Raw genomic sequence first — 15,958 nt, 5'->3', positions numbered from 1 at the left:
GAACAAACGCAATGCTACAGGCACGGCAGGTCCTTATTGCGCCTTGCGACAACCAGGTTGAAATGTTAAAAGAAGCCCCTTCAATAAAAACGACACAGGGGAAGGGCGTGAAAAACGCGTCAACTGCATCTGACACCAGCGTGTCTGATGCCGCGTCAACAAATGAGCCGACGCTTCAACGAGGGTTGCAAAACCGCCATATTCAGTTAATTGCACTGGGCGGTGCAATTGGTACGGGCCTGTTTTTGGGCATTGGCCCGGCTATTCAGATGGCGGGACCTGCGGTGTTACTGGGTTACGGTGTGGCCGGGATCATCGCTTTTTTGATCATGCGTCAACTGGGCGAAATGGTAGTGGAAGAACCCGTTTCCGGATCCTTTGCCCACTTTGCCTATAAATACTGGGGACCGTTCGCGGGTTTTCTGTCCGGTTGGAACTACTGGGTGATGTTTGTGCTGGTCGGTATGGCGGAACTGACAGCGGCCGGGATCTATATGCAGTACTGGCTGCCCGATGTCCCGACCTGGATTTGGGCCGCGGCATTCTTCGTGATCATCAACGCCGTCAATCTGGTCAACGTACGTCTGTATGGCGAAACGGAATTCTGGTTCGCACTGATTAAAGTGCTGGCCATTATCGGCATGATAGGTTTTGGCGTGTGGATGCTGTTTTCCGGTAACGGCGGGGAACATGCAAGCATCGATAACCTGTGGCGTTACAACGGCTTTTTTGCTACCGGCTGGAACGGATTAATTCTGTCGCTGGCAGTGATTATGTTCTCCTTTGGCGGGCTGGAGCTTATCGGGATTACCGCCGCGGAAGCGCAGGATCCGCAGAAAAGCATTCCAAAGGCGGTAAACCAGGTGGTGTACCGTATTCTGCTGTTTTACATCGGTTCTCTGGTGGTGCTGTTGGCGCTATACCCGTGGGTGGAAGTGAAATCCAACAGCAGCCCGTTTGTGATGATTTTCCATAATCTTGATAGCAACGTGGTGGCTTCTGCGCTGAACTTTGTCATCCTGGTGGCTTCGCTGTCGGTGTATAACAGTGGCGTCTACTCTAACAGTCGTATGCTATTTGGTCTCTCGGTTCAGGGGAACGCGCCGAAGTTCTTAACCCGCGTCAGCCGTCGCGGCGTACCGGTGAATTCACTGATCCTTTCCGGTGCTATTACGTCACTGGTGGTACTGATCAACTATGTGCTGCCGCAAAAGGCCTTTAGCCTGCTGATGGCGCTGGTGGTGGCGACGCTGCTGCTGAACTGGATTATGATCTGCCTGGCACACCTGCGGTTCCGGGCGGCGATGCGTCGCAAGGGCCGTGACACGCAGTTTAAAGCGCTGCTGTATCCAGCAGGGAACTACCTGTGTATTGCTTTCCTTGGCATGATCCTGGTGCTGATGTGTACGATAGATGAGATGCGCCTGTCAGCTATCCTGCTGCCAGTGTGGATCATTTTCTTGTTTGTGGCCTTCAAACTGCTGCGTCGTAAGTCCCGCTAAGTTTCTACCGATCTCATCCTGGTGATGAGATCGGTGATTTATCTATTCTGCAGATTAACGCTGAAACGCGCCAGACAAAAAGGCCATCGCCGAAAGCTCGATATTCGTCAGACATAAACTCAGGTCGCACGGAGCGATGACAAAGATCGCGCAGTTCCGGGAACATATCGTCGGCCTGCTGTTCTGTTTCTTTGCTGATTTTCTCGCTAACGGCTAACTGGCGAATCGTGCGATGCCCACAGGTATGGTTCAGGCCCCAGCTAATGTAGCTGTTCCAGATATAGTGAGTCATGGTTTTGGCATCGGTCACTGAGCGATCCAGATTTGCCATCATCGACTGACAGAGATCGTGCTTTAAAAAGAGGTAAAGCTCGTTGATTAAATCATCTTTGGTCGCGAAATAGCGAAACAACGTTCCCTCCGCAACACCTGCATTGCGGGCAATTACGGCGGTAGACGCCGCAATACCTGATTGTGCAAATGCTGTGGTTGCAGCTTCCAGTAATGCCAATTTTTTGTCTTCACTCTTCGGACGAGCCACTACACTTTACCCTTAAGTTGTAAAAAGCATGATTGAATCACGGCCTTTGCAGCACCGCAACGGTGAATGTCAAAGATTGAAAATCATCTTGACGGCGAACTTTCGATTTCTATAATGAGTGCTTACTCACTCATAATCAAGAGTCAGTCACGCAAACCAGCGGAAAGGGGGCGTGTTTAAGGTCAGGATATGAAGCGTCTCACAGTTTGTGTGGTTGTTATTATGCTCATTGGCGCAGCTGCAAGTTTACCGTTTTTACTCAATGCCGGGTTTGGTCAGGCACCGAAAGGGGCACAGCTGAGTCAGGTTGAACAGTCACCGCACTATCGTGATGGACAGTTTCATAACCAGGTACCAACACCGGGCTATACCGGCAACAAAAGTATGCTGGCTGCCTGGTGGGAGTTTTTGGTCGCTAAGCGCGAAAATGCGCGGCCAGCACATCCGTTGCCATTGGTGGCGACCGATCTCGTCGGGTTATCTCCAGAGCAGGACACGCTTGTCTGGCTGGGTCACTCTTCGTGGTATTTGCAGCTGGCGGGTCAACGTATCCTGATCGATCCCGTGTTTAGCAACTATGCCGCACCGCTTTCATTCCTGAACAAAGCCTTTGCCGGTGATTATCCGTGGTCCGCACAGACGATGCCGGAGATCGATCTGCTCATTATCTCGCACGATCACTATGACCATCTGGATCTCGCTACGATCAAGGCGTTAATGCCGAAAATTAAGCGGGTGATTACGCCGCTTGGCGTAGGGTCACATCTACGTTATTGGGGAATGCGCGGCGAGATAATCGACGAGATGGACTGGAATCAATCCATCAGAGTAACGGATTCGCTGATCGTTCATGCGTTGCCAGCCCGTCATTTTTCGGGGAGAGGCATCAAGCGCAATCAGACGCTATGGGCGAGTTTCATGTTTGAAACGCCGGAGCAGAACGTTTATTACAGCGGCGATTCCGGCTATGGACCGCATTTTAAAGCCATCGGCGAGCAGTTTGGCTCGGTTGATTTGGCGATTATGGAGAACGGCCAGTATGACCATGACTGGAAGTTTATTCACATGATGCCGGAAGAGACGGCACAGGCTGCGGTCGATCTGCATGCGAAAGCCGTTCTACCAGGGCATGCAGGTCGTTTCGTTCTGGCGAAACATACCTGGGATGATCCTTACAAACGACTGGCGCTTGCCAGCCGTCGTTACGATTACCGATTGCTGACGCCAATGCTGGGTGAACCGGTAATACTGTCCGCACCGGACCAACTGTTTACGGCCTGGTGGCAACAGGTGACTCAATGAATACAGGGGAGAGCATGATGACGATTTCTGCTCAGGTAATTGATACGATTGTTGAATGGATTGATGATAATTTGAATCAACCATTGCGCATTGATGATATTGCACGCCATGCGGGATATTCAAAATGGCACCTGCAGCGTCTTTTTATGCAGTATAAAGGCGAAAGCCTCGGGCGTTACATTCGGGAACGCAAGCTGCTACTGGCCGCGCGCGATCTACGCGATACCGACCAGAAAGTGTACGACATCTGTTTGAAATACGGATTCGATTCGCAGCAGACCTTTACGCGTATTTTCACCCGTACGTTCAGCCAGCCGCCGGGCGCTTATCGCAAAGAAAATCATAGCCGAACGCATTAACAGCTAAGGGTTCTCGCGGGCCTAATCCGCCAGCGAGAACCAGCGCCGCCATATGAAGCGCAAAACGAAATACTCAATCACCCCCAGCAGTAAAAACCACAGACAAAACAGCAAAGTATAAAACTGGTTGAGATCCATCAAATGAAAGGTGGCCACGAATTTTTGCGCCAGTACCAGGCCAACTGAGGGGGCGGGCAGCAGCAGACAGGACAAAAATGCCAGCAACAGGATCCCGGCGGCGGTCATCAGTGATTCAAGCGGGTGTTTCATGGTATTGTTAAACTTGAGTTAAAAAGCCATTGTCCGGGATCTCTGTGGGCAACGCAAACGCCACGTTTACAGCCCGGCCCAAATCTCACAATGTTTTTTCACCAGACCACTCAGCGACCCGCCTTCGGCGACGAAGTCACGCATGTTTTGCGCCTCGTCATGACCATGCTTAACCTGCAGATGCAAGGCTTCAATCGCGCTGGCCGCGCCCACTTTATCCGCAGAGACAGCAACATTCTCCAGTAGTCGCAATGTATCATCTGACAAGCGACAACCGTCGCCGGTATTGACGTCGGTGATGATTCCCGCCATACCAAAGCGACAGGCCTGAAAACGATTGAATTTATACAACAGGTAATCACGCTCCTGGTGCTTGAACGGACGTTTGGTGAGTAACCAGTGGGCGGTAGCCTGAATAAGCCCTGCCATATTGACCGCATGATCAAGGGTCAGTGGCGTATCCATTACCCGAACCTCTACCGTGCCAAAGTGTGGGCTGGGACGGATATCCCAGTGTAAATCTTTAATACTATCAATCATGCTGGTGTAAGCCAGTCGACGGAATAGCCCCTCGAATTCCTGCCAGTTATTCACCCATGGCATCGGGCCATTATCGGGAAATCCGGAGAATATATTCAGTCGCGCGCAGGCAAACCGCGTGTCGGACGTCTGCATATAAGGTGAAGCGGCAGAGAGCGCAATAAAATGCGGAACAAATCGCGACAGGCCATGCAGAAGGTATATGGCATCGTCGCCGTTTGCGCAGCCGATATGCACATGCTGGCCAAATACCGTCGCCTGCTGAATGAGATAACCGAAGTTTTCCAGGTTACGCCGATAGCGTTCGTCATCGCAGACTTCCTGACGTTGCCATTTTTGAAATGGATGCGTACCCCCGCCACAAATGGCGAGGTGCTGCTCTGCAGCAACCCGCGTGATTATCTGCTGCATGGCGGATAATTCAGCACTCGCCTGGTCGATATTGCGACAAACTCCAGTCGCCATCTCCAGCATACTTTCCGTGATATCGTGCTTGACTTCTCCAGCGGTAAGCAGCGGCTTTACGGCGTCAATCAGCCGGGAAGAATCCTGGCTCAGGTCGTAGCCCGGAGGATTGACCACCTGCATTTCCAGTTCAATGCCTAACGTGAAAGGGTCAGAAACATGAAAATCGGGAAGTGGCATAAGACTCTCTTCAGCGTTGATTTTTAATCAGTATAGAAGGGCGGCTGATTTTCTGTTCGTTGTCAGATATTCCCTGGTGACGCTTTGAAGGTGAAATGGCCGGTGTTATAACTATTTTTTACTTCGCAACTGGGGTTGAATCGTGCCGGAAATAAATCTTTATGGGCAGACCGTCGGCGATGTTGTGCCGGACTGGAATGGCGCTGCCGTACTGCCACGGGAAACGCTTGTCGGTCAATATTGTCGACTGGTTCCTCTGGATGCCGACAGCCATGCCGCCGATCTGTTTGATGCCTACGCGCAGGCACCGGACGATCGCGACTGGACCTGGCTTGCAAGCTCTCGCCCCACAAGCGTTGAGGCTGCAGCTTGTTGGGTTGAGGGGAAATCCACTGATGCCTCTCTGGTTCCCTATGCCGTCATTGAGCAGCGTTTCGGACGTGCCGTCGGACTGGTGTGTTTTATGGCGATCGAACGCGAGCACGGTTCGGTCGAAATTGGTCATGTGACCTGGTCACCGCGCATGAAAAATACGGTACTTGGTACCGAAAGCATCTGGCTGCTGCTGCGCCAGGCGTTTGCGTTGGGTTATCGTCGCGTGGAGTGGAAATGCGATTCTTTGAACACCGCTTCTCGACGGGCAGCGGAGCGCCTTGGGTTTATCTTCGAAGGACGCTTTCGCCAGAAGATTGTGCGCAAGGGTCGCAATCGCGACAGCGACTGGTTATCGATGATTGACGGCGAATGGCCCCGGTGTGACGCCGTGTTACAGCGCTGGCTGGCGGCGGAGAACTTTGATGAACACGGGCGGCAACGCCGGTCAATGGCGGACTTTGTTACAAAGCCGCTTCACACAGAGTAATGATGTTTTCATCATGCTGAAACCAGCGAACATTAACTTCCTGCCCGGCGAGGTTTTGCGAAAATGACGGGGTGAGTTGCACCGTTAAGTGTGTCGCTGTGAGTGCAACTATTTTGGCGCTGGCAAATCCCGGCAGCTCCGATGCCTGCGCGGAAAATGTTTTATACACGCTCTCTTTGGCGGAAAACGCCAGGGTTAAGGCGAGCGGAAAGGGAACCAAACTGAACTGTAAAAGCCGTTGTTCACAGTTATCGATAATGCCGCCAGTCAGATCAACTGCGGTTTGTGGTGTAAAAATAGCTTCTATATCCAGTCCGACGGGATGCGTCGATACCACCGCCAGTGCAGTTGACGTACTGTGGCTGATGCTGCCAAACAACTTTTGTGGCCACAGCGGTTGTCGCTGCCCGCCGATGCCAGGCACAGTTTTGATACCGTATTCACGTAATGCATGTACTGCGGCAATACGCCCCGCTAAGTGCTCAGCTTTACGCTTACGCCCACAGGATTGAAGCTGAGTATGGTGGGGGAGCCAGAACAGGTCGTGCTCTTGGAAGGTGTCGGGATCGAACTCGACAATGTGCAGCGTGTGGTCTGCGAAAGTGAGCGTTGTGTGCGTTGTGTGCATCGACGTTATTGTTTCCCTCTCCCCGTAGCGAGGAGAGGGAGAAACGTTATCAGAAGTGCGTGTTAACGCTCATGAACCACGTCCGGCCCGGTTCGTTATAGGTGTGCGCGCCAGCGCCCGCCATATAGTTCCCGGTTACAATATCGCCCGTGGTCTGGGCATTGCCTTCACGCCACAGACGTTTGTCGAAGACGTTATCCACGCCGCCAGTCAGGCTGACATTTTTCGTCACATCCCAGGTCGCGCTCAGGCCGACGATGCTGTACGGGCTGACTTCACTCGCCGAACTACCGGTTACCGGTTTACCCTGGTAATCGTATTTCTTCGGCTGCTGTTTACCGTACCAGGTGAAGGTTGACTGCAGCGATAAATCTTCACGCGCCTGCCAGCTCAGCGTTGAGTTCAGCGTGTATTCAGGAATAATCGACAAGCGCTCGCCGGTCTCTTTATTCTTACTTTGCAGCATGTAGGTAATGTTGTTGGTCCAGTTAACGGTTTCGCTAACCGGTACGTTCAACGTACCTTCCAGACCCTCAACCACTGCTTTAGGAATGTTTTCCCACTGATAGATATCAGTGTAAGTCGTCTTCCCTTTGCTGGTGATAGACGTTCTGTCGAACGGTACCGTACCCGCTTCAATCTTGTTGCGGTAATCGTTACGGAACCAGGTTACCCCGGCCAGCCAGCCGTCACGTTTGAACTCAAGACCAATCTCTTTGTTGATACTGGTTTCGGCCTTCAGGTCATCGTTGCCCATCATGTAGCAACCAATGCCCGTCGCGGAACCGGTGGCGTAGCAACCCTGGCCTTTGCTGTACAGAATGTAGTTCGGGTTGAGCTGGTACAGGCTTGGTGCTTTATAGGCTCGCGCAATCCCCATCTTGAGCGTGAAGTCATCACCCAGACCCTGGGACAGGTTCAGAGATGGGCTCCAGTTGTCACCAACGATGCTGTGGTGGTCGAAACGCAGACCCGGCGTCAACATGGTGCTGTCGGTCAGTTCCATGTTGTTTTCAGCAAACAGAGAGAAAATCTCCGCGTCTGAGTATGGGCTACGGTTGGTACTGCTCGAACCTGGAATATCACCGCCCATAAAGGTCTGTGAATTGGACAACATGTCCTTCATGCGTTGCTGGTTCCATTCGGTACCAAGCGTCAGGTTTTGGTTGACCAGCAGATCTAACGGAATGCTGACTTCACTGTGCAGCATGACGTCACTCAGGTCGGCGTCGAGATATTTTTGTGACGCATTCGGGTCGAAGATACCCTCAGTACCGCCCGCCAGACCTTCAGGCGTACGGGAGTTACGCGTATGTTCGTACTGTACCCAGTTGCTGGTGGTGACGCCGTTATCCCAGCCGCCATTCCAGGTCAGAGAATAGTTCTGACGGTAAAGACGGTTGGTCTCTTTCCCGTAGTTATCTTTCACCAGTTGGTTGGTGTTAGTGTTTTGAGTGTCGCCCGCATACAGGTTGCCCTGACGGCTATAACCGGCTTCCAGTTCCAGTGACTGGAGTGGGGCGAAATCCCAGCGAACCACACCGTTAATGTCTTTGTTGATCACCCCTTCACGACCGGCTGGTAAGGTATTTGAATATGTGCCGGTACGTTCTGACTGATGACCCTGGTTGATGTCCCATGCGTCGGCCTGGGTTTTATCGAGATTACCGTACAGGCGGAAGCTGAAATCCCCACCCATTGGACCATTCAGGCTAAAGTTGGTGCGCTTGGTCGATCCTTCGTCTTTGTGTTCCGGGGCGTTGAAATAGGTATCCCAGGAACCGTGCCATTCATTGCTGCCTTTTTTGGTGATGATATTCACCACGCCGCCAGCTGCGCCATTGCCATAGCGTGCCGCGGCAGGACCGCGCAGCACTTCAATACGCTCAATCATTTCCGGTGGAACCCAGGCGGTATCGCCGCGGGTATCACGCTCGCCGCGCCAGCCCTGGCGTACGGAGTTACGGCTGGTAACCGGTTTACCGTCGATCAAAATCAGGGTGTTTTCTGGCCCCATGCCGCGAATATCGATCTGGCGGTTGTTGCCGCGCTGACCGCTGGTTGAGTTACCGGTCAGGTTAACGCCAGGCATGGTACGGATGATTTCCGACACATCGCGAGCGGGAGGGTTCTTACGAATTTCATCAGCGGTAATGGTTGACACGCCCGGCGCCTGTAGGTTCTGCTGGGCGGCGGTAACGACGATGGTGTCTTCATGAGAGACAGCTACGCTATCGGTTTGATCTTCTGCCATTGCTGGCAGGGCTACCCCGTAAATCCCTAAATTGACCAATAAGGCCAGTGAATGAATCTTGTTGTTCATTGTATGTCCTGCTGTTCTTTTAGCCACGAGTACCAATGTGCCTCGGTGCGGCATTTGGTCTGATGTCGCCCGCATCTGCGTAAACTATCCATTCCAGAAAAAGTACGCAGCGCCAGGTCGGTTTATAAGTGGTGAAAAACTGTGCGCGCTTCCCACAGCGCGACAATACGCTATTGCAAATGCAAATAGTTATCAATAATATTATCAATATATTTCACGCTAGATCATAAAATTTCACAATAAACATGGGGTTATGGCGGTGACGACGTTAAAGATGGGAAGCGAGGCGTGGTGGCAGTCAAAAAAAGGCCCGGAGTGGGAGCGTGAAGACAACGGAAATTATCGGGTAACCTTCTGGTGGCGTGACCCGCAGGGAACGGAGAAAGAGTCAGCCATTCATCGCGTGTGGGTCTATATCACTGGCGTCACCGATCATCATCAAAACGCTACCCCTCAGTCGATGCAACGCATTGATGGAACAAATGTTTGGTGCTGGCGTGTTTCTCTCAGCGCCAACTGGCGCGGCAGCTACTGTTTTATCCCGACAACACGAAACGATATCTTTTCCTCGCTGGCGGTGGGCGCAGCGCCTGACCGAAGCGTACTGCGTGAAGGCTGGCGGCAATTGCTGCCGCAGGCCATTGCCGATCCCCTTAATCCGCAGAGCTGGCAGGGCGGTCGCGGCCATGCGGTGTCTGCGCTGGAAATGCCGGAGGCGCCCGTACAGCCCGGATGGGATCGACCTGAAGACCCCGATTCACCCGCAGTTTGCCTGCAATGGCGTAGCGCCAGGCTTGGTAATACGCGTCGCGTATGGGTATTTACCACCGGAGAGGCCCAAGCGGAATCTCGTCCGCTGGCTATCCTGCTGGATGGGCAGTTTTGGGCACAGAGTATGCCGGTCTGGCCTGCGCTAACTTCACTTACGCATCGTGGACACCTTCCTCCTGCCGTTTATCTCCTGATTGATGCCATCGACACGGCTCACCGTAGCCGCGAACTGCCGTGTAACGCGGATTTTTGGTTGGCGGTACAAGAGGAGCTGTTGCCGCTGGTGAAGACGACGACCGCATTCAGTGACGATCCGCAGCGTACTGTGGTCGCCGGACAAAGTTTTGGCGGGTTGTCATCGCTGTATGCCGGGCTGAACTGGCCCGCGCGCTTTGGCTGTGTTCTTAGCCAGTCGGGCTCTTACTGGTGGCCGCATCGTGGTGGTCATCAGGACGGAGCGATCGTTGAGCAACTGAAGACCGGGACCATCAGCGCTGAGGGACTGCGTATTGTCCTGGAAGCGGGGATCCGCGAGCCCATTATTTATCGCGCTAATCAGGCGTTATATGCCCAGTTACCTTCTGCACCACAGTCTATTTTCTGGCGTCAGGTTGATGGTGGACACGATGCGCTTTGCTGGCGCGGCGGTCTGATGCAAGGGCTAATGACGCTCTGGCAACCGCTTACCGACACGATTTAACCGGACGATGTTCCACGACAGGAGTTGAGTATGGAATTCAGTAACCCCTTCGATAATCCGCAGGGCCAGTTTTACATTCTGCAAAATCCCCAACGTCAGTTTAGCCTTTGGCCGCAGCAGTGTTCACTTCCTGCTGGCTGGAAAATTGCTTGCGAACCCCAATCCCAGGAAGCCTGCCAGCAATGGCTGGATGCAAACTGGACCACGCTGACGCCCGCGAACTATGTCGATGTGCAGGAGGCTCCATGACTCAGCGTTTACCGTTAGTGGCGGCCCAGCCGGGGATCTGGATGGCGGAAAAACTCTCCACATTGCCCTCGGCGTGGAGCGTGGCGCACTACGTAGAATTAACCGGCGAACTGGACGCGTTGTTGCTGGCGAAAGCGGTTGTGGCGGGTCTGGAGCAGGCCGATACCTTGCGAATGCAGTTTAGCGAAGATAACGGCGAGGTCTGGCAATGGGTGGATCCTGCGCTCACTTTTGCGCAACCCGAAATCATCGATCTGCGCGAAAAATCCAACCCACATGAGGTGGCGCGTGCGTTGATGCAGGCAGACCTGCAGCAGGACATACGTGCTGACGGCAATAAGCCGCTGGTTTTTCACCAGCTTATACAGGTGGGAGATAAACGTTGGTATTGGTATCAGCGTTACCATCATTTGCTGGTCGATGGCTTCAGCTTCCCGGCCATTACCCGCCAGATAGCCGCAATCTATCGCGCATGGCTAGATGGCGAGTCTACGCCAGACTCGCCTTTTACGCCGTTCGCCGAGGTGGTGGAAGAGTATCAACAGTACCGTCAAAGTGATGCCTGGCAACGCGACGGCGCCTTCTGGCGCGAGCAGCGAAAGCAACTCCCACCTCCTGCTTCGCTGTCGAACAATCCGTTGCCGGGACGCTCGGCCAGCGCGGATATTATTCGTATGAAGTTAACCGCGCCTGAAGGAGCGTTTCGCCGGCTTGCGGCACGCATGCCTGACGTTCAGCGTGCGGATCTGGCCCTCGCGCTGGTGGCATTGTGGCTGGGACGTTTATGCAGCCGAATGGATTATGCCGCCGGGTTTATCTTTATGCGGCGCATGGGCTCGGCGGCGTTGACGTCCACTGGACCGGTTTTAAACGTTCTGCCATTTGGTGTGAGGCTGGATGCGGCAGAAAGCTTGCCTGCGCTTGCACAACGACTGGCCGGGCAGTTGAAGAAAATGCGTCGGCATCAACGTTATGATGCCGAACAAATCGTTCGCGATATTGGGCGTGCAGCCGGTGCAGAGCCGCTGTTTGGCCCGGTGCTGAATGTGAAAATATTCGACTATCATCTGAATATTCCCGGCGTTCAGGCGCAAACTCATACGCTGGCGACAGGACCGGTGAACGATCTTGAACTGGCGTTGTTCCCGGATGAAAACGGCGGGCTGAGTATTGAAATCCTGGCCAATAAACAGCGCTACGATGCAGAAACGCTGGCGCAGCATGCCTCGCGTTTAATCGGGCTTATCGAGCAGTTTGCTGACAATCCGTCGCTATGCTGCGGCGACGCCGGGATGCTGTTGCCTACAGAACATGAGCGGCTGGCGAAGATTAACGACACGACCGTGGAGAGCCCGTTCACTACGCTTAGCGCACTGGTGACACAGCAGGCCGATAAAACGCCGGATGCCCCGGCGCTGGCCGATGCCCGTTATCAGTTTAGCTATCGCGAAATGCGCCAGCAGGTCGTGGCGCTGGCGAGCCTTCTGCGCGAACGCGGCGTCCGTCCTGGCGACAGCGTAGCAGTGGCATTACCGCGTTCTGTGTTCCTGACGCTGGCGCTGCACGGTATTGTGGAAGCCGGAGCTGCCTGGCTGCCGTTGGATACCGGATACCCGGAGGATCGCCTGCGGATGATGCTCGAAGACGCGAAGCCAAAATTGTTGATAGCGACTGAAGAGCAACTGGCGCGTTTTAGCGATATCCCAGGGCTGGAAAGTCTCTGCTATGACTCGCCGCTGCCAGCAGAAGATGCTGCTCCGTTGGCGCTATCTCAACCCAATCATACCGCCTATATCATTTTTACTTCCGGTTCTACCGGTAGACCAAAAGGGGTGATGGTTGGGCAAACCGCCATCGTTAACCGTCTGCTGTGGATGCAAAATCACTATCCGCTGACCGCAGATGATGTGGTGGCGCAAAAAACGCCATGCAGTTTTGACGTCTCGGTATGGGAGTTTTTCTGGCCGTTTATTGCCGGGGCAAAACTGGTCATGGCAGAACCTGAAGCGCACCGCGATCCGCTGGAGATGCAGCAGTTCTTTGCCCGTTATGGGGTGACGACCACGCACTTTGTCCCCTCTATGTTGGCCGCTTTTGTCGCTTCACTGACGCCGGAAACCGCGCGGGAGAGTTGTGCCTCTCTGAAACGGGTATTTTGCAGCGGCGAAGCCTTGCCAGCCGATTTATGCCGTGAGTGGGAGCAGTTGACTCATGCGCCACTGCACAATTTGTACGGACCAACGGAAGCTGCGGTCGATGTGAGCTGGTATCCGGCTTGGGGAGAAGATCTCGCTGCCGTAACCGGCAACAGCGTACCGATTGGCTATCCGGTTTGGAATACCGGTTTACGCATTCTGGATGCCATGATGCGCCCGGTGCCTTTCGGCGTAGCGGGTGACCTGTATCTGACGGGGATCCAACTGGCGCAAGGCTATCTGGGGCGTCCGGATCTGACGGCGAGCCGCTTTATCGCCGATCCGTTTAGCGTCGGTGAACGTATGTACCGCACCGGAGATGTGGCGCGCTGGCTGGAAAATGGCGCGGTGGAATACCTCGGGCGCAGCGATGACCAGCTTAAAATTCGTGGACAGCGCATTGAGCTCGGCGAGATTGACCGGGTGATGCAGCAGTTGCCTGATGTCGAGCATGCCGTTGCCCATGCCTGCGTATTCAACCAGGCTGCGGCGACAGGCGGCGATGCGCGCCAACTGGTGGGGTATCTGGTGTCGCAATCGGGTTTGCCACTGGATACGGCTGTGTTGCGGGAACGTCTGCGCGAAAAACTGCCTGCGCACATGGTACCGACGGTATTGTTACAACTGGCGGAACTGCCGCTTAGCGCGAACGGCAAACTGGATCGTAAAGCGCTACCGATGCCGCAGTTGACGTCGCGTGTTTCCGGGCGCGCACCGCGAACAGGGACTGAGACCACCATCGCGCAGTCTTTTGCGGCCTTGCTGGATTGTGAGGTGAATGATGTAGAGGCTGATTTCTTTGCGCTTGGTGGGCATTCGCTGCTGGCGATGAAGCTGGCAGCGCAGTTGAGCCGCATTTTTGAGCGTCAGGTGACGCCCGGGCAGATTATGGTGGCTTCCACCGTGGAACAACTGAGCGCATTGCTGGAGAGCAATGATGATGAACAGTCGCATCGTCTGGGATTCGAGACGCTATTGCCACTGCGTGAAAGTCACGGCCCAACGTTGTTCTGCTTCCATCCGGCGTCGGGTTTTGCCTGGCAGTTTAGCGTGCTGTCGCGTTATCTCAGCCCTCAGTGGTCGATTATGGGTATTCAGTCGCCACGACCGGATGGCCCGATGCAGACGGCGGAAAATCTCGACTCGGTATGCGAACATCACCTGGCAACGCTGCTCAGTCAACAACCTCACGGACCTTACTATTTATTAGGTTATTCGCTGGGCGGCACGCTGGCACAGGGGATCGCCGCGCGCTTACATGCCAGAGGAGAGTCGGTTGCATTCCTCGGTCTGTTGGATACCTGGCCGCCAGAGACGCAAAACTGGCAAGAAAAAGAGGCCAATGGGCTGGATCCAGCGGTGCTGGCGGAGATCGAGCGTGAACGCGAAGCGTTTCTGGCGGCGCAGCAGGGGAATGCGTCAGAGGCCTTATTTAACGCTATTGAAGGCAACTACGCCGATGCGGTTCGCCTGCTCACCACGGCGCACAGCGTGCCGTTTGCAGGTCACGCCACGTTGTTCGTTGCTGAGCGTACCTTAGTGCCGGGTGTCAGCCCTGAACGTAGCTGGGCCCCGTGGATATCCAGTCTGGATGTTTACCGCCACGACTGCGCGCATGTTGATATTATTTCCCCCGCCTCGTTTGAGGTGATAGGGCCAATCATAAACACCCTGATCAATAAATCGGTATAACCAGACTTATTTCGTTATCGGAACGATCGAATAACTCCATAATGTAAATGATATGTTATGGAGTTAATCTTTCTTGGGGACAGAGGGCGATTAAAGGGGTGAATAAATTCCTAATATAATTTTTGGTAGGGCTTCCAGCACAAAGAGTGTTTCGGATTATTCTGACTAGCTGGTAGACTCCCCCCACAGAAATGTTTTTCTTTTGGGAAAGTTTTCAGGTCACGCAACATGTCATCATTAAATATTAAGCAAGATAACGTTTCGGAATTTACTGGCTATCCTCAGCCAGCGGCAAACGCAAATGAAATCGATTTAGTGAACCTAATCGAAATCTTATGGCGAGCAAGAACGAAAATTATCGCGACCGTTTTCGCCTTTGCTTGTGTGGGTATTCTGGTATCTTTCCTGCTTCCGCAAAAATGGACCAGTCAGGCAATCGTGACCCCCGCAGAACCGGTCCAGTGGCAGAGTCTCGAGAATACGTTGACCAAATTGCGCGTGCTGGATATGGATATTAGCGTTAGCCGTGGTGATGTGTTTAACCTGTTTATCAAAAAATTCCAGTCGCCTTCATTGTTAGAAGAATATCTACGCTCTTCACCTTACGTGATGGATCAATTGAAAGGCGCTGATATCGACGAAATGGACCTGCACCGGGCAATCGTGAGGCTCAGTGAAAATATGAAAGCGACCGACAGCAATGCAGCAAAAAAGAATGAAACCTCGCTGTATACCGCATGGACGCTGAGTTTTACCGCGCCGCTAGCCGAAGAAGCCCAGTCTGTGCTGAAGGGCTATATCCAGTATATTTCTGATGTTGTAGTGAAAGAAACGCTGGAAGATATTCGCAATAAACTATCCATCAAAACCAGCTTCGAGAAAGAAAGGCTGGAGATGGATCGCGTCAGGCTCAAGAACCAACTGGAAGCAAATATCCAGCGACTGAACTACTCGCTGGAGATTGCCAATGCCGCCGGGATTAAAAAGCCGGTCTACAGTAATGGCCAGGCGGTGAAGGATGATCCCGATTTCTCTATTTCACTGGGTGCTGACGGCATCGAACGTAAATTAGAAATAGAAAAATCAGTAACGGATGTTGCTGAAATTAACGGTGAATTACGTAATCGGCAGTATCACGTTGAGCAACTGTTAGCGATGAATGTGAGCGACGTAAAATTCACACCGTTTAAATATCAACTTACGCCTTCTCTGCCGGTGAAAAAAGATGGCCCGGCTAAATCAATGATCGTTATTCTGGCCGCATTACTGGGTGGAATGGTGGCGTGTGGTGGCGTTCTGCTGAACTATGCCATGGTGTCGCGTAAGCAAAAAATGACGTTTATTGATCAGCAACTGGTGTGATGAATTATCGTATGGCG

The 15,958-nt window shown here is 53.3% G+C and carries 12 protein-coding genes and 1 pseudogene; 8 read left to right on the top strand and 5 right to left on the bottom strand.

Features of this window, described 5'->3' with window-relative positions:
* Positions 1–107 precede the first annotated feature (107 nt).
* Positions 108–1,502 carry a phenylalanine transporter gene (pheP, locus tag OGV57_RS14730; protein WP_032947920.1) on the top strand — a complete coding sequence of 465 codons (1,395 nt, stop codon included), beginning with the start codon at positions 108–110 and terminating at the stop codon, positions 1,500–1,502.
* A 73-nt stretch (positions 1,503–1,575) separates the two neighbouring features.
* Here pheP and OGV57_RS14725 read toward each other — a convergent pair.
* A pseudogene (locus tag OGV57_RS14725) lies at positions 1,576–2,043 on the bottom strand (TetR/AcrR family transcriptional regulator); the annotation flags it as partial.
* A gap of 189 nt (positions 2,044–2,232) precedes the next feature.
* Here OGV57_RS14725 and OGV57_RS14720 point away from each other — a divergent pair.
* On the top strand, positions 2,233–3,345 hold the full coding sequence (locus tag OGV57_RS14720; protein WP_032936911.1) for an MBL fold metallo-hydrolase: 1,113 nt from the start codon (positions 2,233–2,235) through the stop codon (positions 3,343–3,345).
* Positions 3,346–3,362: 17 nt separating this feature from the next.
* The gene (locus OGV57_RS14715; protein WP_003021996.1) at positions 3,363–3,704 is read left to right on the top strand and encodes a RamA family antibiotic efflux transcriptional regulator; all 342 of its coding nucleotides are present in this window, start codon (positions 3,363–3,365) and stop codon (positions 3,702–3,704) included.
* 21 nt (positions 3,705–3,725) lie between these two features.
* Here the strand turns inward: OGV57_RS14715 and OGV57_RS14710 are convergent, their stop codons facing one another.
* Positions 3,726–3,974: a DUF1158 domain-containing protein gene (locus OGV57_RS14710; RefSeq protein ID WP_003835669.1), complete on the bottom strand. Its 249-nt coding sequence runs from the start codon at positions 3,972–3,974 to the stop codon at positions 3,726–3,728.
* Between the two features lie 66 nt (positions 3,975–4,040).
* Positions 4,041–5,159: a YbdK family carboxylate-amine ligase gene (locus OGV57_RS14705; protein ID WP_044699485.1), complete on the bottom strand. Its 1,119-nt coding sequence runs from the start codon at positions 5,157–5,159 to the stop codon at positions 4,041–4,043.
* 142 nt (positions 5,160–5,301) lie between these two features.
* Here OGV57_RS14705 and OGV57_RS14700 point away from each other — a divergent pair, with 142 nt between their 5' ends.
* On the top strand, positions 5,302–6,021 hold the full coding sequence (locus OGV57_RS14700; protein ID WP_054528172.1) for a GNAT family N-acetyltransferase: 720 nt from the start codon (positions 5,302–5,304) through the stop codon (positions 6,019–6,021).
* On the opposite strand, the gene entD is transcribed toward OGV57_RS14700, so the two are convergent.
* Together entD and OGV57_RS14690 are read right to left on the bottom strand one after the other, a co-directional pair.
* Positions 5,996–6,649 carry an enterobactin synthase subunit EntD gene (gene entD / locus OGV57_RS14695; RefSeq protein WP_054528173.1) on the bottom strand — a complete coding sequence of 218 codons (654 nt, stop codon included), beginning with the start codon at positions 6,647–6,649 and terminating at the stop codon, positions 5,996–5,998. The two genes, OGV57_RS14700 and entD, sit on opposite strands and share 26 nt — an antisense overlap.
* Positions 6,650–6,698: 49 nt before the next feature.
* A complete protein-coding gene (locus OGV57_RS14690) occupies positions 6,699–8,972 on the bottom strand; it encodes a TonB-dependent siderophore receptor (protein ID WP_003835658.1) in 2,274 nt (757 codons plus the stop codon).
* A 253-nt stretch (positions 8,973–9,225) separates the two neighbouring features.
* Between OGV57_RS14690 and fes the strand changes: the two genes are divergently transcribed.
* From fes to wzz(fepE), 4 genes are all read left to right on the top strand, one after another.
* The gene (gene fes / locus OGV57_RS14685; protein ID WP_072143929.1) at positions 9,226–10,443 is read left to right on the top strand and encodes an enterochelin esterase; all 1,218 of its coding nucleotides are present in this window, start codon (positions 9,226–9,228) and stop codon (positions 10,441–10,443) included.
* Between the two features lie 30 nt (positions 10,444–10,473).
* The gene (locus OGV57_RS14680; protein WP_054528174.1) at positions 10,474–10,692 is read left to right on the top strand and encodes an MbtH family protein; all 219 of its coding nucleotides are present in this window, start codon (positions 10,474–10,476) and stop codon (positions 10,690–10,692) included.
* Positions 10,689–14,579, top strand: a complete 3,891-nt coding sequence (gene entF / locus OGV57_RS14675) for an enterobactin non-ribosomal peptide synthetase EntF (RefSeq protein ID WP_054528175.1) — start codon at positions 10,689–10,691, stop codon at positions 14,577–14,579. The genes OGV57_RS14680 and entF overlap by 4 nt, the downstream gene beginning before the upstream one ends.
* A gap of 228 nt (positions 14,580–14,807) precedes the next feature.
* On the top strand, positions 14,808–15,941 hold the full coding sequence (gene wzz(fepE), locus OGV57_RS14670) for an LPS O-antigen length regulator Wzz(fepE) (protein WP_054528176.1): 1,134 nt from the start codon (positions 14,808–14,810) through the stop codon (positions 15,939–15,941).
* Positions 15,942–15,958 lie beyond the last annotated feature (17 nt).

Source organism: Citrobacter sp. Cf087 (assembly GCF_030334285.1).
Taxonomy (GTDB): domain Bacteria; phylum Pseudomonadota; class Gammaproteobacteria; order Enterobacterales; family Enterobacteriaceae; genus Citrobacter; species Citrobacter freundii.
Note: the sequence above shows the minus strand (reverse complement) of the source record. Positions and strands in the feature narration are given on the sequence as shown.

Bases quoted from the DNA above. Each gene is read 5' to 3' on its own strand.
- OGV57_RS14715 (WP_003021996.1), top strand. From the start codon at position 3,363: ATGACGATTTCTGCTCAGGTAATTGATACGATTGTTGAATGGATTGAT.
- entF (WP_054528175.1), top strand. From the start codon at position 10,689: ATGACTCAGCGTTTACCGTTAGTGGCGGCCCAGCCGGGGATCTGGATG.
- OGV57_RS14720 (WP_032936911.1), top strand. From the start codon at position 2,233: ATGAAGCGTCTCACAGTTTGTGTGGTTGTTATTATGCTCATTGGCGCA.
- entD (WP_054528173.1), bottom strand. From the start codon at position 6,649: ATGCACACAACGCACACAACGCTCACTTTCGCAGACCACACGCTGCAC.
- OGV57_RS14690 (WP_003835658.1), bottom strand. From the start codon at position 8,972: ATGAACAACAAGATTCATTCACTGGCCTTATTGGTCAATTTAGGGATT.
- OGV57_RS14710 (WP_003835669.1), bottom strand. From the start codon at position 3,974: ATGAAACACCCGCTTGAATCACTGATGACCGCCGCCGGGATCCTGTTG.
- fes (WP_072143929.1), top strand. From the start codon at position 9,226: ATGGCGGTGACGACGTTAAAGATGGGAAGCGAGGCGTGGTGGCAGTCA.
- OGV57_RS14680 (WP_054528174.1), top strand. From the start codon at position 10,474: ATGGAATTCAGTAACCCCTTCGATAATCCGCAGGGCCAGTTTTACATT.
- OGV57_RS14705 (WP_044699485.1), bottom strand. From the start codon at position 5,159: ATGCCACTTCCCGATTTTCATGTTTCTGACCCTTTCACGTTAGGCATT.